Here is a 19,064-nt window from a genome sequence, read left to right on the forward strand (position 1 = left end):
CCTCGGTAGGTAGGTGAAGGCGCCCCCCACGAGGGGGCGCCTTCGTCTTCAGCAGGTGGGAGCGGGGATCGCGGCGGTCACCGTGGCGCCGCAGCCGCCGGGTCCGCTGTCGATGACGATCTCGGTCGTCAGGTTGCGGCAGATCCACATGCCGCGGCCGCCGTCGAGCCGGGTCGGGTCCGGCCGGGTCGCCCAGCCCATGTCGGCGGTCACCCGCAGCCCCCGGTACGCCTGCCGACCGGGGGCTCGACCTCCCGCGCCAGCACGTCGACCATCTTCGCCGCGCTCCCCTGGCCATTGCCGAGCAGCGAACCGTCCACCGGTGCGATCTGCAGCTGCCCACGGCGCAGCGCGGCGCCAGGCCGCACCGCCCGCTCCGCGAGCTGCCCCGCGAGGGTCTCGGGACGCACCGACTCGGTCCAGCACACGACCTTCATCCAGCTCCTGCCCGCTCGAAGGTCACCACCACGCTAGTCCACGCCCCAGGTAGTTTCTTGCCGGTGTCCCGCCTACGTAGCCTCTCCACCACCACCATCACGCTCGGCCTGATCGTGCTCTTCGTGGTCTTCATCGGCTTCAAGGACGACGCCGCGCTGCTGGTCGGCTGAGCCCGCTGTACTTCCTGAGCTACTGTATCGATTAAGAAAGGGGGTTGACTGTGAGGCCAACACTCCAGACCGTCGCGGACGCCGTCGGGGTGTCGCGCAGCACCGTCTCCAACGCGTACGGGCGGCCTGACCAGCTATCCCCCGAGCTCCGCGCGAAGATCCTCGAGGCGGCTCGGCGGCTCGGGTACTCCGGGCCCAACCCCACCGCCCGCTCGCTGCGCCGCGGCCGGGCCGGCGCGATCGGTGTGCTCTTCACACCCACCCTGTCCTACGCGTTCACCGACCCGTACGCCGTCGAGTTCCTGCGCGGCCTGGCCGAGACCGCCGAGAACCACCGCACCGGGCTGCTGCTGGTGCCGCTGGGCGCCGACGACGAGGGCGCGCTGACCGCGGTCCGCGAGGCGTCCGTCGACGGCTTCTGCGTGTACTGCGTGCCCGGCTGGTACCGCGCGATGGGCGCCGCCCTGGCCCGCGGCCTGCCCATGGTCAACTCCGAGTACCAGGGTGACCTGTACGTCGGTATCGACGAGACGGCCGCCACCCGCACCGTCGGCGAGCACCTGACCGGTCTCGGGCACCGGCGGTTCGCCGTGATCGGCAACTACCTCGGCACCGACCCGGCCACCGGGCCGACCACCGTGCCCGCCCCGGAAGACCTGCCCTCGTTCGTGAGCCGAGAACGGCTGCGCGGACTCCGGGACGCGTTCGCGGCGGCCGGCGTGCCCTGGTCCGACGTCGTCACGGTCAACGCGGCAACCAACACCCGCGAGGACGGGGCCGCCGCGGCGGCGTACGCCCTCGATCGCGATCCGCGTCCCACCGCGCTTCTGGCGATCACCGACGTGCTCGCGCTCGGCGCTTTGGCCGCGCTCGACGAGCGCGGCCTGCGCGCGGGCGCCGACGTGTCCGTGACCGGCTTCGACGACGTGCCCGCCGCGGCGGAGGCAGGGCTCACGACCGTGCGCCAGCCGGCGTACGAGCGCGGCCGGATCGCCGGCGAACTCCTCCTCGACCCGCCGGACGACCCTGCCAAGCGCCGCGTCACCCTCGACACCGAGCTGATGGTCCGCGCCTCCACCGGACCCGCTCCCGCGTGAGGCTGCGCGTCGGCGAGGCCACGGGCGCGCGGCGGCGGGCGCTGTACGTGTACGGGGCACCTGCTGTACGCGACGGCGGCCTGCCGTTATGGTGATCGCCTTGCCGTAGGGCCGGGATCAGGAGGACTCGTGTCCAATGAGGACATCACACGGCACCGTCTACGTGTCGGGGGTTGGCTGCCCTCGTTCGACGGTGACGGCCAGGCCCGGCCCGGGAACGTGGGCACCGACCTGGTGCGATACGTGCCGCCACCGGGAGTAGCGACCCACTCACGCGCGTTCCTGCGGCGGCGGTTGGCGATAGCCGGCGTGACGGTCGTGGTGTTCGTGGTCGCGGCGACCGTGGCCTCCTTTCAGCGCGGCGGCGTCGCCCCGGCGACATCCGTCTCCGCCGGGCCGGACTACCTCTGGCCGCAGGCGGAAGACCTCGACACCTCGGCCGGGCTCGGCACCGCGGAGGCTTCTCCACCGGGTGCCCCCACCACGGCCGCCGTCGACGGCACCGGCCGGCCGGCGGCGCCCGGGCGGACGACGGACGGCGGCGGTGGCGTCGCCACGCCGGCCACCCCTCCGCCCGCCGCGACACCGCCCACGGTGTCCCTGACCGTCGGCGCGAGCGTCGGGCTGGAGCCGGTCACCCATTCCGGGTACCGGGTGCGGCACAGGAACTTCGCCGGCCGGATCGACCCGATCGGGTCCGGCAGTAGCTCGGTGGACAAGGCGGACGCGACGTTCAGGGTGCGGCGCGGCCTGGCATCCAATCAGTGCTACTCACTGGAGTCGACAAACTACCCGGGCTACTACCTGCGGCACCAGAACTTCCGTGTCTACCTGCACCGCGCCGACGGAAGCCAGCTCTTCGCCGCCGACGCCACGTTCTGCGCCGCCACCGGACTCGCCGGGCAGCACACGTCGCTCCGCTCGCTCAACTACCCGGACCGGTACCTGAACCACCGCTCCTCGGAACTGCGCATCTCCACCGCGGACGACAGCAGCACGCGCCGCGCGGCCACATTCGTAATCCGCGCCCCCTTCTAGCGCCGCCCCGCGCCCTCACCCCGGCCGATTCTCAGGCGCGCAGGACAGGGCCTAAGCGCGGAGTTCGGCCACGCCGGCGCCCAGCACTGTCGCGCCCGACCCGTCGAGGCCGTCGAAGCGGTAGCCCGCCCCGTCCGCCCATACCCTCGTCGTCAGGGTGTCGCCGGGTGCGATCGGCCGGGTGAAGCGGCAGCTCAGCCGCGCCAGCCGCGCCTCTTCCGCGCCGGCCGCCGCGAGCACGGTACGCGCCGCGATGGCAAGGCTCGCCAGGCCGTGCACGATGACGCCTGGCAGGCCCGCCGCGCGGGCGACCTCGTCGTCGAGGTGGATCGGGTTGTGGTCGCCGGACGCGTCGGCGTACCGGCTCGGGAGGTCGTGCTGGAGATGGTGGGCGGCCTCGGCCGACGGCGGGCCCGCAGGCGGCTCGGAGGGCAGGCGGGGCGCGGCGACGCCTACGGACAGGTCGGTCGGGACGCCGCGGTAGAACTCCGTGACGTACTGCTCGTTGAGCGGGTCGCCGACCGCGTCGCGGGTGCGCACCAGGATCGTGGCGGTGGTGCCGCTGCGCTTGCCGTGCAGGCCGACCACGGCCGCGCGCACGGTCACCTTCTCACCCACCGGCAAGGGCTTGTGGAGCACCAGGTCCTGCTGTCCGTGTACGACGCGGGTGCGCAGGTCGGCGGGGGCGGCGGTCTCGGCGACCGCGAACACCAGGTCCATCGCCGGCACCACGGCGAAGACCGGGGACGGGCCGCCTACAGCGTCGGCGTACGCGTGGACGGCGTCGGGCGTGACGTCGAAGGTGCGCTCGTCACTCCAGCGGTCCACAACGGACAGATCGAAAGGGTGGGTCACTCGGTCACCTCCACGACGACGGCGCCGGCCGTGTCGCCGGCCGCGCATCCGGTGAACAGGCCACGCCCGCCGCCGCGGGCGCGCAGCGCCTCGATCAGCTCGGCGACGGCGCGCATGCCGGTCGGCCCCTGTGGGTGCCCGTAGACCAGGCTGCACCCGTACGGGTTCATCTTCTCGACCGGAAACCCGGTCTGCTTGGCGAAGTACACGTCGTTGACCGCGAACGGGTTGTGCGTGGTAACCACGTGCAGGTCGCCGATGTCGAGGCCGGCGTCGGCGAGGGCCCGCCGGGCCGCGGGCACCGGCGCCTTCGGCATCCGGGCCCGCTCGGCGCGGGCGAACCCGACGGCCAGAACCCGCGCGATGCCCGCGCCACCGCTGAGCTCGCGGGCGCGCTCCGGCGTGGAGAGCACCATTCCAGCGGTACCGTCACCGGGGTGAGTCTGCGACCCGTAGGTGACCACGCCACCGGGCCGCACCGCAGACAGCTTGGCCAGGCCCTCGGCGGTGGTGTCGTGCAGGCCGAAGTCGTCGACGACCACGGTCTCGGCGCGCCGGCCGGGCACGTGCACCGGCACCAGGTAGTCGCGCGGCCCGGCCGCCGCGATCCGGTACTGGTCGTACCGCAGCAGCGTGACCTCGTCGATCTCCTCTCTGGTGTATCCCTCGTCGGCGGCGACGCCCTCGGCGGTGTCCAGCATGGACCCGCCGGTGTTGGGGTCGAACTTCATCGGATCGAGCACCCAGTGCTCGGTGCGCGGCGCGGCGCCAGGGCTGCCCTGAGCCGACCACACCATCAGCGGCCCGTTGCTGGTGCGGTCGGTGGTGAGCGCCAGCACGGTGCCGTGCGCGCCCAGCTCGACCTGGGAGGCCGCCGACTGGATCACCGCGGCCGACGTGGCGCACGCCTGCGCGATGGTGGGGCCGGTGACCGCGTCGAGCCCGAGCCGGGGCGTGATCGTGGTGACGCCGTAGAACGAGGTTGCCTGCGGCACCGTGGTGCCGAACGAGACGTGGCTGACCTCGCCGGTGTGGAAGCCGCGCGCGGACAGCGCCCGGTTCGTCACGTCGACCGCGAGGTCCACACTGGACATCTCGGCGAGCGGCCCCTGCCACCGGCAGAACGGCGACGACCAGGCGAGGCCGAGTGGCACCGCAACGCGGGTCAGTTTCACGAGCTCATCCCCTCGGCCTGGCCACCGGCGACGGTGAGCACCTGGCCGTGTACGAAGTCCGACCACGGCGTGCAGAGCAGGAAGATGCCGCCGGCCGCCTCGGCGGGCGTGGCGGCCCGGCCGAGCGGGATGCCGGCCTTGGCGCGCTCGCGGACCTGCTCGGGGATGCCGAGCTGGATGCTGCGCTCGCCACGCTCGAACGTGCCCGCCTCGGCGGTCGCCGCCGTCAGCCGGGTCTCGACGAAGCCGAACGCGACCGCGTTGACGTTGATCTTCAGCGGGCCCCACTCCTTCGCGAGGGTCTTGGTCAGCCCGACCAGGCCCGCCTTGGCCGCCGAGTAGTTCGCCTGGCCGACGTTGCCCATGGTGCCGGCGATCGAGGTCACGTTGACGACCTTGCGGAACACCTCGCGCCCCTGCGCCGCGTCGCGCTTGGCCGCCTCGCGCAGCACCGGCGCGGCGGCGCGCAGCAGCCGGAACGGCACCGCCAGGTGGATCTCCAGCATGGCGGTGAGCTGCTCGTCGGTCATCTTGTGGAAGATGCCGTCCCAGGTGTAACCGGCGTTGTTGACCACGATGTCGAGCTGGCCGTACTCGGCGACCGCTCGCGCGACGACCTCGCCCGGCGCGGCCGGGTCGGTCAGGTCGGCCGCCACCGCGACGCCGTTGCCGCCGATCAGGTCGATGGTCTGCTTGAGCGCGTCGCCGTCCAGGTCGGCGCACACCACCTTGGCACCGTGCTCTGCCAGCAGCGCCGCGGTGGCCTGCCCGATGCCGCGCGCCGCGCCGGTGACCACAGCGACCCGTCCGTCCAACACTCCACTCATCGCCACTCCACTCAGGTCTGTCCATTGCTGCCAGCCAGCGTGAACCCGGCGGCCAGCGTCTGCTGCCACCGCGCCCGCGCGGTCCTCTTGTCGAATTTTCCGGTCGCCGTCGTCGGTAACGCGTCGACGAACTCCACGAGATCGGGCACCCACCAGCTCGCCACCCGGGCACGCACGTGCTCGCGCAGCTCGTCGGCGGTGGTCTCGGCGCCGGGCTGCCGCACGACCAGGGCCGCCGGCCGCTCACCCCACACCGGGTGCGGCACGGCGATCACCATCGCCTGCGCGACGCCGTCGTGGTCCATGAGGTGGTTCTCCAGCTCGATCGAGCTGATCCACTCGCCGCCCGACTTGATCAAATCCTTGGTGCGGTCGAGCAGGTGCAGGTATCCGTCGGCGTCCACGGTGCCGACGTCGCCGGTGCGCAGCCAGCCGTCGTGGAAGCGGGTGGTATTGGCGTCGTCGTCCGGTTCGTAGTACTCCGAGGTGACCCACGGGCCACGAACCTCGATCTCGCCGGTCGCGACACCGTCGTGCGGCAGCACCTCGCCGGTCGGGTCGACCACGCGCAGCTCGACGCCGGCGGTGGTGACGCCCTGGGTGGCGTGCAGCGCCAGCCGCTCGGCCTCCGGGCGGTCCTCCAGGTGCCCGCGCACCAGCGTGAGGTTGCCCGACGGGGACATCTCGGTCATCCCCCAGCCCTGCTGCATGCGCACGCCCCGGCGGTGGTACCGCTGGATCAGCTCCAGTGGGATCGCTGAGCCGCCGCACAGGATGCGGTCGAGGCTCGCCAGGTCATCGGCGGCCGGTTCGAGCTGGTCGACGGCCAGCCAGAACGTCGGCACCCCGGCGGCGACGGTGACCCGCTCCTCGCGCACCAGCCGCAGGATCGCCGGCGGGCTGGTGTCGGAGCCGGCGAGCACGAGGCCGGCGCCGGCGAGCCCGGCCGCGTACGGCAGGCCCCACGAGGTCGCGTGGAACAGCGGGGTAAGCGGCAGCACTACGTCGCGCTCGCGCACGGCGAACGAGTCGACGAACAGCCCGCTCATCGCGTGCAGCGTGATCGAGCGGTGCGAGTACGCGACGCCCTTGGGCCGGCCGGTGGTGCCGCCGGTATAGCAGAGGCAGGCCGCCGCCCACTCGTCGACCTCGGCGGGCTCGTCGTCGGCCACCCCCTCGATCAGCTCCTCGTACCCGACCGCGTCCGCGAAGTCCGGGTGCGGCTCGGTGCCGTCGGGCAGGACGACGTAGTGCTGGACGCCGCTGAGCTTGGGGCGGATCTCGGCGAGCCGCGCGGTGAGCGACGCCTCCACGAAGATCACCTTGTCGTCGGAGTGCTCGACGATCCAGGCGATCTGGTCGGCGTGCAGCCGCACGTTCAGCGGCTGGAGCACGGCGCCGGCGATCGGCACGCCGTAGAACAGCTCCAGGTGCCGCAGCCCGTTCCACGCGAACGTGCCGACCCGGTCGCCGGGGCGCACCCCCAGCGCGGGCAGCGCGGCGGCGAGCCGGCGGGCGCGGCTGGCGAACCCCGGCCAGGTCTGCCAGGACTTCTCGATAGGGGTTGCGGAGACCAGTCGAGCATGCGGTCCCATCGCGGCAGCCCGGCGCAGGATCATCCCGACCGACAGGGGCGTCGAGCCCATCGTGCTTCGCATCAGTCAGCCCTCCTCAGGCCCCGGCAGCGACCCCGACACCGGCCCGGACTCGGCGAACAGCGCGCGCAAGCGTTCCGGCCAGGGCGCGCTGCGCCCGGTCTCGGGTTCGAACCACGCCACCGTCATCGTCCCTCGCGCGAGGGCCTGCCCGTCCCGGCTTACCGTGAACGCGTACCGCATCGAGCTGCGCCCGACGTGCTCGACCGACAGGGCCGTCTCGGCGGTCTCGTCGTAGTGCAGCGCGCCGAGGAAGTCGACGTTCACGTTGAGCCGAGGCATCCGCCTGAACTCGTCGTGCCGGATGCCCAGCCGGTGGTGCAGGAGCGTCTCGGCGCTCTCCACGAACCGGAGCACCGCGGTGTAGTGCCACCGGTCCATCGGGTCGGTCTCCGACCATTCCAACCGCCGGCGCGTGACGATCGACGCGGGTGCGAGGGACACGGTCATGTGTCTCCTTAGTACTTGTAGATCGTATTGCCGGGCGGGAGCTCGCGCGGCCCGTACGGTGCGGTGTCGAGCCAGTGACCGAGGCTCTCGTCGCGCTCGGCGCCGAGGGCCGCGCTCTGCTGGGCCGCCCGCTCGGCCGGGCCGGGGCGCAGGTGGGCCAGCGCGGTGCCGGCGGCGTCCCGGTTGAACAGGGCCGCGCGGCGCCGGGAGAGCGCGAAGTCGTCCACGGCGGCCCGGGCCCGTGCCGGTACCGGCGTGGACAGTGCGATGTGGACGGCCGTGGCGGCGGCGTCGGCGTCCGGCACCCCGGAGTTCATGCCGCGCGCGCCGAACGGGGCGAACAGGTGTGCCGCCTCCCCGGCCAGCAGCACCCGCCGCGCCGGGTCGGCGAAGTCGGCGGCCACCACCTGCAGGAACCGGTACGTCGAGGCCCAGCCCACCCGCTCGGCGTACGCGGGCGGCATGACCGCGCGCAGCCAGCCGCGCAGCCCGTCGCCCGAGCTCAGCTCGTCGGGGTCGTCGCCGTCGTGCAGTTGCAGGTCGACGCGCCAGCCGCCGGCGAACGGCACCAGCAGCACGTTGCGCCCGCCCACGGCCGGGTGGGCGTAGTGGAAGACCCGCTCGACCGGCAGCGGGTCGCCGGGGCCCTCCTCCACGTCGACGACCACGTACCAGCCGTCGGAGCGGCTGCCCTCCATCGGTATCCCGAGGGCGGCGCGTACCGGCGAGCGGGCGCCGTCGGCGGCGATGACGTACTCGGCGGTCCAGCGCTCCCCTGATGCCGTGACCAGCGCGACACCATCCACAGTGGACTCCGCGCCGGTCACCTCGGCGTTCCAGACGAACTCGACGCCGGCCGCCTTGCACGCCTGGAGCAGGTACCGCTCGGTCTCCACCTGCGGGAGGCTGGTGAAGTGCGGCAGCGTTCCCGGCGCGGGCGGCGGGTAGGTGCGGGCGAAGACCTGCGTGCCGGCGTAGAAGGTGCGCTTGGTCTGCCAGATCAGGCCGTGCGCGGCCAGGTCGGCGGCGATTCCGGGGCTGGAACGCTCCAGCACCTCCAGCGTGGCCCGGTGCACGAAGATGGCGCGGCTGCCGGGTCGCAGCCGGTCTTCGGCGCCGGCTTCGAGGACGGCGGCGGGGCGCCCGAGGGCACGCAGCGACAGCGCCGCCGCCATGCCGACAGGCCCCGCGCCCACGACGATCACCTGACGGTGGTTCATGAGGCCACCGCCGCCCGTGCGCCGGGGCGGGTGGCGTACGGGCGGGCGTCCGCGCCGCTCACGCCCACTTCGAGGCGGCCGACGCGCTCGATCTCCATGACGACACGGTCGCCGTGGCGGATCGGCCCGACGCCCGCCGGGGTGCCGGTGGCGAGCACGTCGCCGGGCCACAGGGTCATCACCGAGCTGGCGTACGCGATCAGGCGCGGTACGCCGAAGATGAGGTCGGCCGTGCTGGCCGACTGCCGCGGCGTACCGCCGACCCAGCAGCGCAGGTCCAGGTCGCCGGGGTCGCCCACCTCGTCGGGTGTGGTCAGCCACGGGCCGATCGGGGTGAACGTGTCGAACGACTTGCGCGTCGACCGGTCCTCCGTGGACCGCACGGTGATGTCGAACAGGCAGGTGTATCCGGCCACGTGCGAAAGGGCGTCCGCCTCCGGCACGTCGCGGGCGGTGCGGCCGATGACGACGGCCAGCTCGGCCTCCTGGTCGGTGCGCAGGTCGGTGTACGGCAGCTTGACGGTGCCGCCAGGCCCGATGACCGACGAGGGCGCCTTGAGGAAGACGCCTAGTTCGGCGACCGTCAGCGGGGCCGCCATCTCGGCCTGGTGGTCGCGGTAGTTGACGGGTGCCGCCACGATCTTGCCTGGGCACGGCAACGGCGCGAGAAGGTCGACATCGGACAGTGACCGCCGCGGGCGGCCGTTGGGACGCAGCCGAGTCAGGTCGATCCCGTGCTCCAGGACGGCGTGCAGCGGCCCAGCCGCCCCGAAGGCGGGCGCGAGGTCCGTCACATCCACCACGTCGTCGCCATCCACGACGCCGAGCCGCGTGCCGGCGCCGTCCCGGTAGACGCAGACCCTCACCGCGACAGCTCCTCGCGGTAGAGACCCAGAGCGGTCACGGCGGGGGCGTCCGAGTACGAGAACAGGATCGCGTCGTCCGTGCGCGAGGTGTTCAGGTGCTCGTAGGTGGCCCAGCCGGGCACCGCGAACACGTCCTTATCGCCCCACTCCAGGCGTCGGCCGTCCACTATGGTCACTCCTTCGCCACGCACCACGTGGTAGATCGTGCTGGGGGTCTGCCGGCGCGGCACGCCGCGGAACCCGGGGCGCAGCCGCGCGACCCGGCAGCCGATGGTGGGCATGACCGGCCCGCCGTTCCACGGGTTCGTGTACTCCAGCACCACCCCGTCGACGTCGCTGCCCGTCGCGTCGTCGGCGATCGCGTCGAACGCCCGCGAGGTCTCCTCCCACGGGTAGTTGCCGATCGGCGAGTTGACGCTGGGGCGGGGGTCCCACGCCGGCGTGAGCCGCCCGTGGATGAACTGCCGCGAGGAGATGTCGTCGGGCACGGCGGCCTTCTGCGTGCGCTCGCCGTACAGCTCGAAGAACCCGACCTCCAGGGCGTTGACGAGCGGGTAGTCCAGCCCATCGAGCCACAGCATCGGGCCGTCGCCGGAGTGCGCGTGGTCGTGCCAGTGCCAGCCGGGGGTCAGCAGCAGGTCGCCGGGGCGCATGTGCACCCGCTCGCCGTTGACCGTGGTGTACGCGCCGCGCCCCTCGATGATGAACCGGAACGCGGCGGCCGTGTGCCGGTGCGCCTGCGCGGTCTCGCCGGGCAGGATCACCTGGATGCCCGCGTACAGGTTGGTGGTCGTGGCGGGCGGCTCGGTCAGGCCGGGGTTGACGAGCATGAGCACCCGGCGCTCGGCCTCTTCCAGGGAGAGCGCGTCCGCGAAGTGCAGCAGGTAGGGCCGCAGCGCGGAGTAGCTCCACAGGTGCGGCACCGCCCGGCTTTTCGGCTCGGCGGCGAAGAGGTTTCCGAAGTACCGCCACAGCGGCGCGGTGCCGAGCCGCGCGATGGCATCGTACGGGTCGCCGGTCATGGAACTAGCTTGACTCATCGCTTACCTACCGTCAAGACTTGTGTCATACGTCGTGACTGTGTCATACGTCGCTGGACAGCGGGCACGATCCCGTGCGGGAGGAAGAGCACCACGACCACCAGCAGCAGCCCGTAGACCGCGTACGAGAGCACGCTGGGCGCGTAGCTGGGCATCCCGGGCTGGGTGCCGACCGTGTTGAGCACCTGGATCAGCAGCACGATCGCGGTCGCACCGACGAGGGCACCCCACAGCGTGCCCAGACCGCCGACGACCGCCATGACGACGTACTCGATGGACAGCAGCACCGGGAACGAACCCGGCGCGATGTAGCCGAGATAGAACGCGTAGATCCCGCCCGCCAGGCCGGCGAAGGCGGCGGACAGCGCGAACACCGCCAGCCGGTACCCGCCGACCGGCACTCCGCTGGCCGCGGCGGCGGTCTCGCTGGTCGCCAGGGCGCGCAGGCCGCGCCCGGCTCTCGACGCGACCACGTTGTGCGCCACGACCAGGGTGAGCGCGACCGCGGCCCAGGTCAGGTACGCGTACGACAGGTCCTCGGCGAACTCGTAGCCGCCGACCGACAGCCGCGGGATGCCCTGCAGCCCGATCGCGCCCCCGGCCCAGTCGGCCTGCCCGACCAGCGACAGCAGGATCAGCTGCGTGGCGAGGGTCGCGAACGCGAGGTGGTGCCCGCGCAGGCGCAGCAGCGGCACGCCCACCAGCAGGGCGAACAGCGCCGCCGCGACCGGTGCGGCGAGCAGGCCCAGCAGCGGCGGGAAGCTGTGCACGCTCAGCAGGCCGGCCGTGTAGCCGCCGATCGCGTAGAACGACGCCTGCCCGAGCGAGACCTGCCCCGCGTACCCCATCAGCAGCGACAGCCCGATGGTGACCATGGCGGCGAGCCCGAGCAGGATGTACACGGAAAGGTGCCCGCTGCTCAGCAGCGGCGGCAGCGCGAGCGTCCCGGCGGCGACCACCACCCCCGGCAGCCAACGCAAGGGTCTGGCGCTCATGCTGCCTGGCCTTCCATTGATTCTTCCTGCGCGATGGGCTTGCGAGCGGCCTGCCAGATCATCACGGCGAGCATCAGCACCAGCGCGACCTCCATCTGGTACGCCGCGTTGCCGTACCCGGCGACCAGGGCCTGCGCGACGCCGAGCAGCAGCCCGCCGGCCAGGGTGAGCGCCGGGCGGACCAGACCGCCGAGGATGGCGGCGGCGAAGCCGCCGACGATGAGCGTGACGTCGTAGTCGAACGTGACCAGCTGGATCGGGGTGACCAGCACGCCGGCCAGCCCGCCGAGGGCGCCGCCGAGCGCGAACGAGACGAGGCCCATCCGGGTCACGCTGATCCCGACGACTTTCGCCGCGTACGGGTTGGAGGCGCACGCCGACAGCGCCCGGCCGACGTCGGTGCGGGTGAACAGCAGCCCCATCCCGGCGAACACCGCGAGGGTGGCGCCGATGATGAGCAGGTAGTGCGCCTGGAACCGGGCGCCGAACACCTCGACGGCGCCGGGCACGCCGGGGAACGAGCGCGGCTGGTCGCCCCAGATCAGCACCTCGACGGCGTACGCGAACACGCCGAGCCCGAGCGTGACGATGAGCGCCGCGCCGGGCGGTGTGCCGGGCTTGCCGATCGCGACCAGCCCGACGAGCAGCCCGGTGCCGGCGCCGACCGCGACGGCGAGCCCTTCGGCGAGGCCGTGCGGCAGGCCGGCGGCCAGCAGCGTCGACGCGGTGAGGGCGGCGATGACCGCGAACCCGCCCTGCGCGAAGTTGACCACCCGGGTGACCCGGTAGATGGCGACGAGCCCGCTGCCCACGAGGGCGAACGCACACCCGCCCCCGACACCGGTGATGAGGTACTGCACCAACTCGCTCATGCCGCCGCCCCCAGGTAGGCCGCGGCGACCTCGGGGCTCGCCGCCAGATCGGCGGACGCGCCGGACGTGGCGATCCGGCCGGCCTCCAGGACGTACGCGCGGGTGCACAGGTCGAGCGCGATCCGGGCGTTCTGCTCGATGAGCAGCACCGCCAGGCCGCGTTCGGTGTTGAGCTCGCGCAGGTGGCGGACGAGGTCGGCGACCACCAGCGGCGCCAGCCCGAGCGACAGCTCGTCGACCGCGAGCACGTCGGGCCGGCCCATCAGGGCCCGACCGACCGCCACCATCTGCTGCTGCCCGCCAGACAGCAGCCCGGCGCGGCGGCGGCGCAGCTTGGCCAGGTCGGGCAGCACCTCGTAGATCGGCCCGGTGTCGCGGTTGCGGATGCGCCAGCCGCCGAGCCTCAGGTTGTCGTCGACGGTGAGATCGGGGAACATCTGGCGGCCCTCGGGGACCTGGGCGAGCCGCCCGCCGAGCGTGACCCGGCCCGCCGCGGGGCGCAGGATGCCCGACAGCGCGTTGACCAATGTGGACTTTCCGGCGCCGTTGGGGCCGATGAGCGCCACCATCTCCCCCGCGCCCACGGTCAGGCTGACACCGTCGAGCGCCACGGCCGCGCCGTACCGGACGGTCAGGTCTTCGACGTCGATCATGCGACTCTTCATGCCGCCGTCCCCAGGTACGCCGACACGACCGCTGGATCGGCGCGGATCTCGGCCGGCGTGCCCTCGGCGATCACCCGGCCCAGATCGAGCACGGTGACGCGGTCGGCCAGCCGGGTCACGAACGCCACGTCGTGCTCAATCTTGATCATCGTGAGCCCGCCGGCCTTCAGCTCCTCGATAAGCTGTGCGAGGGCCTCCCGCTCGGCGGCGCGCAGGCCGGCGGCCGGCTCATCGAGCAGCAGCAGGCGCGGGCGCCCGCACAGCGCGCGGGCCACCTGCAACGCCCGCTGCTGACCTAACGGCAGCGCCTCGGCGGCCCGGTCCGCCCAGTCGGCGAGCCCGACCCGGCCCAGCGCCTCCCGCGCCCGGTGCCGGATCTCCCGCTCCTCCCGGTGGTGCGGGGGCAGCCGCAGCGTGCCGCGCAGGAACCCGGTGCGGGTGGTGGCGTGCGCGCCGACCATGACGTTCTCCAGGGCTGTCATGCCGCGAAAAAGGCGCGCGCCCTGGAAGACGATCGCGATGCCGAGGCGGGCCCGGCGGTGCGCCGGCAACCGGTCGAGCCGGTTGCCGGCGTACGTGATGGTGCCCCGGTCGGCGGCGAGCTGCCCGCCGATCAGGTTGAACAGCGTGGACTTGCCCGCGCCGTTCGGCCCGATGACGCCGCGCAGTTCGCCGGGCGCGACGGTCAGGTTTACCCCGCGCACGGCGAACACGCCGCCGAACGAGCGGTACACGCCCTCAAGGGTCAGAAGTGGCTCACACTGGCCCGCCACTGTCATTTGCCGGCCACCGTGGCGAGTTGACCCGCCGCCCACTCGGTGGGCACGAACGCGCCAGCCTTGACGGTGTTGATGGAGATGAAGTCGGCGGACAGGCCCGCGTGGTCCTCGGCGCTGTAGGTGTACGTGCCGTTCGGGGTGGTCAGCGACAGCCCTTCCAGGGCCTTCTGGACCTTTTCCGGATCGGTGCTGCCCGCTTTTTCGATCGCGGCGACGAGCAGCTTGACGCCGGTGTACCCGTCCTGGGCGAACTGCGGTGGCGCGTACCCGTACTTGCTCTGGAAGGGTCCGGCGAGCTCCTCGATGGCCTGCTTGAGCGCGCCGTCCGGGAGGGTGCTGCCGACCACGCCGACGGAACTGGCCACGGTGGCGCGCTCGGCTGCCGCGCCGACCGGCTCCAGCCACAGCCTGCTGGCCTGTGCCCCGGTGAACACCACCGGCGTGGTCAGCCCGGCGGTGGCGTACTGCTTGGCGAGGGCCACGCCCGGCGGGCCGGTCGCCCACACCAGCAGCGCGCCGGCACCGGACGAGCGGACCTGGTTGAAGACCGCGCTGAACTCGGTCGTGGTGGTCTGGAACTCGGGTGTGGCGACCAGCGTGATTCCGTACTCCCCCGCCTGTTCCTTGGTGCCGTTGAAGCCGGCCTTGGCGTAGGAACTCTTGCCGTCGTAGGCGACGGCGAGCTTGGTGACGCCCTGCGCCTTGAGGTAGGCGAGGATGCGGGCGGCGTACGTCGCCGAGGTGGCGGGCACCACGAAGACGTACGGATGGATGGGTTTGACCTGCTCGTCGGCCGGCGTGAGGGAGATGTACGGGATCTTCTCGCGGTCGACGAGCGGGATGGTGGCGAGCGCCGAGTTGGAGAACGGCGAACCGATCACCGCCGCGACGTCGCCCTTGATGTCGTTGAACGCCAGCACCGACTGGTCGGGCTGGCTCTTGTCGTCGCGGACGACGAGTTCGAGCTGCCGTCCGAGCACGCCGCCAGCGGCGTTGACCTGCTCGACGGCGAGCTTCACGGACTTCTCGTTTTCGGTGCCGAGTGGCGCGTAGTTGCCGGTCAGCGAGACGATCTGGCCGACCTTGATGGGGCCTTCGCCCCCAGAGTTCGAGCTGTCGGAGGAGTCGTCGCCGCAGCCGGCCGTCACGATGGCCAGAGCTAGCACGGCGAGGTAGAGGGTTGGACGTCGCACGGTTGTCCTCCCTATCGATGTGTTACGCCGAAGCTAGACATCTGTGAATCGCTGGTCAAGAGTTATGCCTAATGTTTTGCGCGACCGAGACCCAACCGTGCGACAGGGAATATGTACAGTAAGCGCATGTCAGCCATGCCGGCCGCGGCCACCGAGAACGAGCTCGACCTGCCCCGGATGCAGGCCGGGGGCAGCCCGCAGCACCTGCTGCTGACGCTGCTCGGCGACTACTGGTACGGCCAGCGCGCCGCGCTGCCCTCCGCAGCGCTCGTGGCGCTGCTCGGCGAGTTCGGCATCACCGAGGTCAGCGCTCGGGCCGCGCTGAGCCGGCTCGCGCGGCGGGGGCTGCTGGAGCAGTCCAAGGCCGGGCGGCGCACGTCGTACGCGCTCAGCGAGCGCGCCGCCGAGGTGCTGCGCGAGGGCAGCCGGCACATCATGTCGTTCGGCAGCGCGGAGTCGTCGTGGTCGGGCCGGTGGACGGTCGCCGCCTTCTCGGTACCGGAGGACCAGCGCGACCTGCGGCACGCGCTGCGCACGAGGCTGGGCTGGTACGGGTTCGCGCCGCTCTACGACGGGCTTTGGGTCTCGCCGCACGAGCGGGTGGCCCAGGTGACGGCGGTCCTCGCCGAGCTGGGCATCGACCGGGCGACGGTGTTCGCGTCCGAGCTCGCCGACGGCAGCCCGTCCGGCGGTCACCCGATCCACGCCTGGGACCTCGACGCGCTGCGCGCCCAGTACCAGCGGCTGCTGGAGGAGTACGAGCCGGTGCGCGTGAAGTGGGGCGAGGGCAAGGTGGGCACCGCCGAGGCGCTCGTCGCCCGCACGGCGCTGATGGACGACTGGCGCAACTTCCCGAACCTCGACCCGGAACTGCCGGCGGGCCTGCTGCCGCAGCGGTGGCCCCGGGAGCAGGCCCGCCGGCTGTTCATCGAGCTGTACGACGGGCTGGCGCAGCTGGCCGAGCAGCGCGTGGTGCAGGTGGTGGGCCAGTTCGACGCCGACCTGGCCCGTCTGGTCCGCAGCCACACCAGCGACTTCACCGGCTGATCAGTCGAAGGTCAGGACCGCCTTCACCACCTCGCCGCGCTCGGTCGCCAGCACCGCCTTCTCGATGTCGACGAAGGGGTAGTGCCGCACGAGCTTGTCCAGCGGGAACACGCCGCGCGCGACCAGGTCGGCCAGCAGCGGTAGGAACCGGCGCGGGTCGGCGTCGCCTTCGGTCACGCCCACGACCCGCTTGCCGCCGAGCAGCCCGTTGACGTCGACCGGCACGGTGGTGCCGAACGCGGGCGCGCCGACGATCGCGCAGGTGCCGCGCAGCGCGAGCGCGTCGATCGCCGCGGACAGCGCGCCGACGTTTCCGGACGCCTCGACGGTGTAGTCCACGCCGGCGCCGCCCGTCAGGTCGCGCAGCGCGGCGGCGACCTCACCGCCGCGGGCGTCGACCACGTCGGTGGCGCCGAGCTCGCGCGCCAGTTCCAGCCGCTCGGGTACCACGTCCACGGCCACGATCCGCGATGGCCCGCCGAGCGCGGCGGCCATGACCGCCGCGAGCCCGACCGCGCCGACGCCGAAGACGGCGAGCGTGCTGCCGATCTCGGGGCGCAGCACGTTGAGCACGGTGCCGGCGCCGGTCTGCATCCCGCAGCCGAGTGGCGCGAGCAGGTCCAGCGGCGCGTCCGGCGCCACCTTGACCAGGCAGCGCTCGTCGGCGAGGGCGTACGTGGCGAACGACGACTGCCCGAAGAAGTGCCCAGCGACCGGCCCGGTGACCGGCCCGCCGTCGCCGCTGAGGGTGCCGCTGCCATCGGCGCGGGCACCGCCGAAGTTCAGCGGCAGGAAGCCGGCGCAGTACGCGGGGTGCCCGGCCAGGCAGTTACCGCACGTGCCGCAGGAGGTGAACGAGAGCAGCACCTTGTCGCCGGGGGTCACGCTGGTGACCCGGTAGCCGACCTCCTCCACGAAGCCGGCGCCCTCGTGACCGAGCACGACCGGGAACGGCGAGGGCAGCTTGCCGGCGCGTACCGACAGGTCGGTGTGGCACAGGCCCGCGGCGACCAGGCGCACGACCACCTCGTCTGGGCGGGGCGCGTCGAGGGTGACGCCGGTGAGCGCGAACGGTGCGCCGATCTCGGGGACGACGGCGGCGGTGGCGGTGCGAGCCATGTCGAAGACCTCCTATGACACTTTCCCTTACGAGCGTCAGAGCATAGCTCGAATATGGTTCGCGCGGAATGTTGACATCTTGTTGTACGTGCGTCACGGTTGTTGGCATGACTGTGACGAGCGCCCCTGGACGGCTCTACATAGACGGCGCCTGGCACACCGGCCAGGGCGCCACGCGCGAGGTGATCAACCCGGCCACCGGCAAGGTGGTCACGACCGTGCCGGACGCCACCCCGGGCGAGGTCGACGCGGCGGTCGACGCCGCCCGGCGCGCCTTCGACTCCGGCGTCTGGTCGGGGCTGGCCGGGCGGGACCGCTCGCGCGTGCTCTACCGCGCCGCCGCGCTCATCGCAGAGCACGCCGAGGAGCTGGCGCTGCTGGAGACCACCGACACCGGCAAGCCGCTGCAGTTCAGCCGCATGGTCGACGTGGGCAACACCATCACACACTTCGAGTACTACGCCGGCCTGGCGTACTCGATCGACGGCGCGACCCGGCAGACCGCGATGCCCGCCCTGGCGTACACCGTGCGCGAGGCGATCGGCGTGGTCGCCGCCGTGACCCCGTTCAACTTCCCGATGATCCTGTCGACCTCGAAGATCGCCCCGGCGCTCGCGGCCGGCAACACGGTCGTGCACAAGCCCGCCGAGGACACCCCGCTCACGGCGCTGCGCATCGCCGAGCTGCTCACCGAGGCCGGCCTGCCACCCGGCGTGCTGAACGTGGTGACCGGCGCCGGGCCGGTCGGCGACTCGCTGGTCCGCCACCCCGGCGTCGACAAGGTCGCCTTCACCGGCTCCACGGCGGTCGGGCGGCGCATCGCCACCGCCGCCGCCGAGACCCTCAAGCCCGTCACCGTCGAGCTGGGCGGCAAGTCCGCGCACATCGTGTTCGCCGACGCCGACCTCGACGCCGCCGGGCAGGCCGCGGTCAGCGGGTTCGTCTTCAACACCGGCCAGTTCTGCATGGGCGGCGCCCGCCTGCTGGTCCAGCGCCCGGTCTACGACGAGATGCTGGCCCGGGTCGTCGGCGGTGCCACTCATGTGCCCGTCGGCGATCCGCTCGCACCGGAGACGGTCGTCGGCCCGATGGCCGGCCAGCGCCACCTCGACAAGGTCCGCGGGTACGTCGAGCTCGCCGCGTCCGAGGGCGCCACGGTGGTGGCCGGCGGCGACCGGATCGACACCCTCGACGGGTTCTACTTCGCGCCGACCGTCATCGCGGACGTCGACCAGGGCTCCCGCCTCGTACAGGAGGAGATCTTCGGCCCGGTCGTCACGGTCCAGCCGTTCGACACCGAGCAGGAGGCGGTCGCGATGGCCAACGGCACCTCCTTCGGCCTCGCGGCCGGCCTGCACACCCGCGACGTGGCCCGGGCACACCGGGTGGCCGGCGCGCTCAAGGCCGGCCTGGTGTGGGTCAACACGTGGGGCATGCTCGACGTCACGGTGCCGTTCGGCGGGTACAAGCAGTCCGGCTACGGCCGCGAGTACGGCCCCGAGGGGCTGCACGAGTACACCCAGACGAAGTCGGTGCTGCTGCCGCTCGCCTGAGGGCGCTGGC

The 19,064-nt window shown here is 72.6% G+C and carries 20 protein-coding genes; 4 read left to right on the plus strand and 16 right to left on the minus strand.

The window, feature by feature from the left end; translation table 11 throughout:
- Positions 1–48 precede the first annotated feature (48 nt).
- Complete coding sequence (locus V6V89_RS23465) at positions 49–213, minus strand: hypothetical protein (protein WP_334621420.1); 165 nt, start codon at positions 211–213, stop codon at positions 49–51.
- Positions 210–437: a hypothetical protein gene (locus V6V89_RS23470; protein WP_334621421.1), complete on the minus strand. Its 228-nt coding sequence runs from the start codon at positions 435–437 to the stop codon at positions 210–212. The genes V6V89_RS23465 and V6V89_RS23470 overlap by 4 nt, the downstream gene beginning before the upstream one ends.
- Before the next feature lie 221 nt (positions 438–658).
- Here V6V89_RS23470 and V6V89_RS23475 point away from each other — a divergent pair, with 221 nt between their 5' ends.
- Both V6V89_RS23475 and V6V89_RS23480 read left to right on the plus strand, forming a co-directional pair.
- Positions 659–1,705: a LacI family DNA-binding transcriptional regulator gene (locus V6V89_RS23475; protein ID WP_334621422.1), complete on the plus strand. Its 1,047-nt coding sequence runs from the start codon at positions 659–661 to the stop codon at positions 1,703–1,705.
- A 129-nt stretch (positions 1,706–1,834) separates the two neighbouring features.
- Positions 1,835–2,743: an AbfB domain-containing protein gene (locus V6V89_RS23480; protein ID WP_334621423.1), complete on the plus strand. Its 909-nt coding sequence runs from the start codon at positions 1,835–1,837 to the stop codon at positions 2,741–2,743.
- A gap of 51 nt (positions 2,744–2,794) precedes the next feature.
- On the opposite strand, the gene V6V89_RS23485 is transcribed toward V6V89_RS23480, so the two are convergent.
- From V6V89_RS23485 to V6V89_RS23545, 13 genes are read right to left on the minus strand one after another with little or no spacing between them, the layout of a single operon-like run.
- Positions 2,795–3,598, minus strand: coding sequence for a MaoC/PaaZ C-terminal domain-containing protein (locus V6V89_RS23485; RefSeq protein ID WP_334621425.1), 804 nt, complete (start codon positions 3,596–3,598; stop codon positions 2,795–2,797).
- Entirely contained in the window at positions 3,595–4,773 is a 1,179-nt protein-coding gene (locus tag V6V89_RS23490) for a thiolase family protein (RefSeq protein ID WP_334621426.1), read from the minus strand. The genes V6V89_RS23485 and V6V89_RS23490 overlap by 4 nt, the downstream gene beginning before the upstream one ends.
- Positions 4,770–5,600, minus strand: coding sequence for an SDR family NAD(P)-dependent oxidoreductase (locus V6V89_RS23495; protein WP_334621427.1), 831 nt, complete (start codon positions 5,598–5,600; stop codon positions 4,770–4,772). The genes V6V89_RS23490 and V6V89_RS23495 overlap by 4 nt, the downstream gene beginning before the upstream one ends.
- A gap of 11 nt (positions 5,601–5,611) precedes the next feature.
- Positions 5,612–7,258, minus strand: a complete 1,647-nt coding sequence (locus V6V89_RS23500) for a long-chain-fatty-acid--CoA ligase (RefSeq protein ID WP_334621428.1) — start codon at positions 7,256–7,258, stop codon at positions 5,612–5,614.
- Positions 7,259–7,261: 3 nt separating this feature from the next.
- Positions 7,262–7,705, minus strand: coding sequence for an acyl-CoA thioesterase (locus V6V89_RS23505; RefSeq protein ID WP_334621430.1), 444 nt, complete (start codon positions 7,703–7,705; stop codon positions 7,262–7,264).
- A gap of 8 nt (positions 7,706–7,713) precedes the next feature.
- A complete protein-coding gene (locus V6V89_RS23510) occupies positions 7,714–8,925 on the minus strand; it encodes an FAD-dependent oxidoreductase (RefSeq protein WP_334621431.1) in 1,212 nt (403 codons plus the stop codon).
- Positions 8,922–9,791, minus strand: a complete 870-nt coding sequence (locus V6V89_RS23515; RefSeq protein WP_334621432.1) for a fumarylacetoacetate hydrolase family protein — start codon at positions 9,789–9,791, stop codon at positions 8,922–8,924. The genes V6V89_RS23510 and V6V89_RS23515 overlap by 4 nt, the downstream gene beginning before the upstream one ends.
- On the minus strand, positions 9,788–10,813 hold the full coding sequence (locus tag V6V89_RS23520) for a cupin domain-containing protein (RefSeq protein WP_334621433.1): 1,026 nt from the start codon (positions 10,811–10,813) through the stop codon (positions 9,788–9,790). The genes V6V89_RS23515 and V6V89_RS23520 overlap by 4 nt, the downstream gene beginning before the upstream one ends.
- Before the next feature lie 14 nt (positions 10,814–10,827).
- On the minus strand, positions 10,828–11,826 hold the full coding sequence (locus tag V6V89_RS23525; protein ID WP_334621434.1) for a branched-chain amino acid ABC transporter permease: 999 nt from the start codon (positions 11,824–11,826) through the stop codon (positions 10,828–10,830).
- Entirely contained in the window at positions 11,823–12,698 is an 876-nt protein-coding gene (locus V6V89_RS23530) for a branched-chain amino acid ABC transporter permease (protein ID WP_334621435.1), read from the minus strand. Before V6V89_RS23530 ends, V6V89_RS23525 begins: the two co-directional genes overlap by 4 nt.
- Complete coding sequence (locus V6V89_RS23535; RefSeq protein ID WP_334621436.1) at positions 12,695–13,363, minus strand: ABC transporter ATP-binding protein; 669 nt, start codon at positions 13,361–13,363, stop codon at positions 12,695–12,697. Before V6V89_RS23535 ends, V6V89_RS23530 begins: the two co-directional genes overlap by 4 nt.
- On the minus strand, positions 13,360–14,097 hold the full coding sequence (locus V6V89_RS23540) for an ABC transporter ATP-binding protein (protein ID WP_334621437.1): 738 nt from the start codon (positions 14,095–14,097) through the stop codon (positions 13,360–13,362). Before V6V89_RS23540 ends, V6V89_RS23535 begins: the two co-directional genes overlap by 4 nt.
- A 41-nt stretch (positions 14,098–14,138) precedes the next feature.
- Positions 14,139–15,335: an ABC transporter substrate-binding protein gene (locus V6V89_RS23545; protein WP_334621438.1), complete on the minus strand. Its 1,197-nt coding sequence runs from the start codon at positions 15,333–15,335 to the stop codon at positions 14,139–14,141.
- A 126-nt stretch (positions 15,336–15,461) separates the two neighbouring features.
- Between V6V89_RS23545 and V6V89_RS23550 the strand changes: the two genes are divergently transcribed.
- Positions 15,462–16,382 carry a PaaX family transcriptional regulator gene (locus V6V89_RS23550; protein ID WP_334621439.1) on the plus strand — a complete coding sequence of 307 codons (921 nt, stop codon included), beginning with the start codon at positions 15,462–15,464 and terminating at the stop codon, positions 16,380–16,382.
- On the opposite strand, the gene V6V89_RS23555 is transcribed toward V6V89_RS23550, so the two are convergent.
- Positions 16,383–17,501, minus strand: coding sequence for an NAD(P)-dependent alcohol dehydrogenase (locus tag V6V89_RS23555; protein WP_334621441.1), 1,119 nt, complete (start codon positions 17,499–17,501; stop codon positions 16,383–16,385). It lies immediately after the preceding gene.
- Positions 17,502–17,608: 107 nt separating this feature from the next.
- On the opposite strand from V6V89_RS23555, the gene V6V89_RS23560 reads away from it, so the two are divergent.
- Positions 17,609–19,054, plus strand: coding sequence for an aldehyde dehydrogenase family protein (locus tag V6V89_RS23560; RefSeq protein ID WP_334621442.1), 1,446 nt, complete (start codon positions 17,609–17,611; stop codon positions 19,052–19,054).
- The last annotated feature ends 10 nt before the right edge of the window (positions 19,055–19,064 follow it).

The sequence above is a fragment of the Micromonospora sp. CPCC 206061 genome (assembly GCF_036906915.1).
Lineage (GTDB): Bacteria > Actinomycetota > Actinomycetes > Mycobacteriales > Micromonosporaceae > Phytohabitans.

Bases quoted from the DNA above. Each gene is read 5' to 3' on its own strand.
- V6V89_RS23470 (WP_334621421.1), bottom strand. From the start codon at position 437: ATGAAGGTCGTGTGCTGGACCGAGTCGGTGCGTCCCGAGACCCTCGCG.
- V6V89_RS23495 (WP_334621427.1), bottom strand. From the start codon at position 5,600: ATGAGTGGAGTGTTGGACGGACGGGTCGCTGTGGTCACCGGCGCGGCG.
- V6V89_RS23500 (WP_334621428.1), bottom strand. From the start codon at position 7,258: ATGCGAAGCACGATGGGCTCGACGCCCCTGTCGGTCGGGATGATCCTG.
- V6V89_RS23505 (WP_334621430.1), bottom strand. From the start codon at position 7,705: ATGACCGTGTCCCTCGCACCCGCGTCGATCGTCACGCGCCGGCGGTTG.
- V6V89_RS23510 (WP_334621431.1), bottom strand. From the start codon at position 8,925: ATGAACCACCGTCAGGTGATCGTCGTGGGCGCGGGGCCTGTCGGCATG.
- V6V89_RS23520 (WP_334621433.1), bottom strand. From the start codon at position 10,813: ATGACCGGCGACCCGTACGATGCCATCGCGCGGCTCGGCACCGCGCCG.
- V6V89_RS23525 (WP_334621434.1), bottom strand. From the start codon at position 11,826: ATGAGCGCCAGACCCTTGCGTTGGCTGCCGGGGGTGGTGGTCGCCGCC.
- V6V89_RS23530 (WP_334621435.1), bottom strand. From the start codon at position 12,698: ATGAGCGAGTTGGTGCAGTACCTCATCACCGGTGTCGGGGGCGGGTGT.
- V6V89_RS23535 (WP_334621436.1), bottom strand. From the start codon at position 13,363: ATGAAGAGTCGCATGATCGACGTCGAAGACCTGACCGTCCGGTACGGC.
- V6V89_RS23550 (WP_334621439.1), top strand. From the start codon at position 15,462: ATGTCAGCCATGCCGGCCGCGGCCACCGAGAACGAGCTCGACCTGCCC.
- V6V89_RS23555 (WP_334621441.1), bottom strand. From the start codon at position 17,501: ATGGCTCGCACCGCCACCGCCGCCGTCGTCCCCGAGATCGGCGCACCG.
- V6V89_RS23560 (WP_334621442.1), top strand. From the start codon at position 17,609: ATGACTGTGACGAGCGCCCCTGGACGGCTCTACATAGACGGCGCCTGG.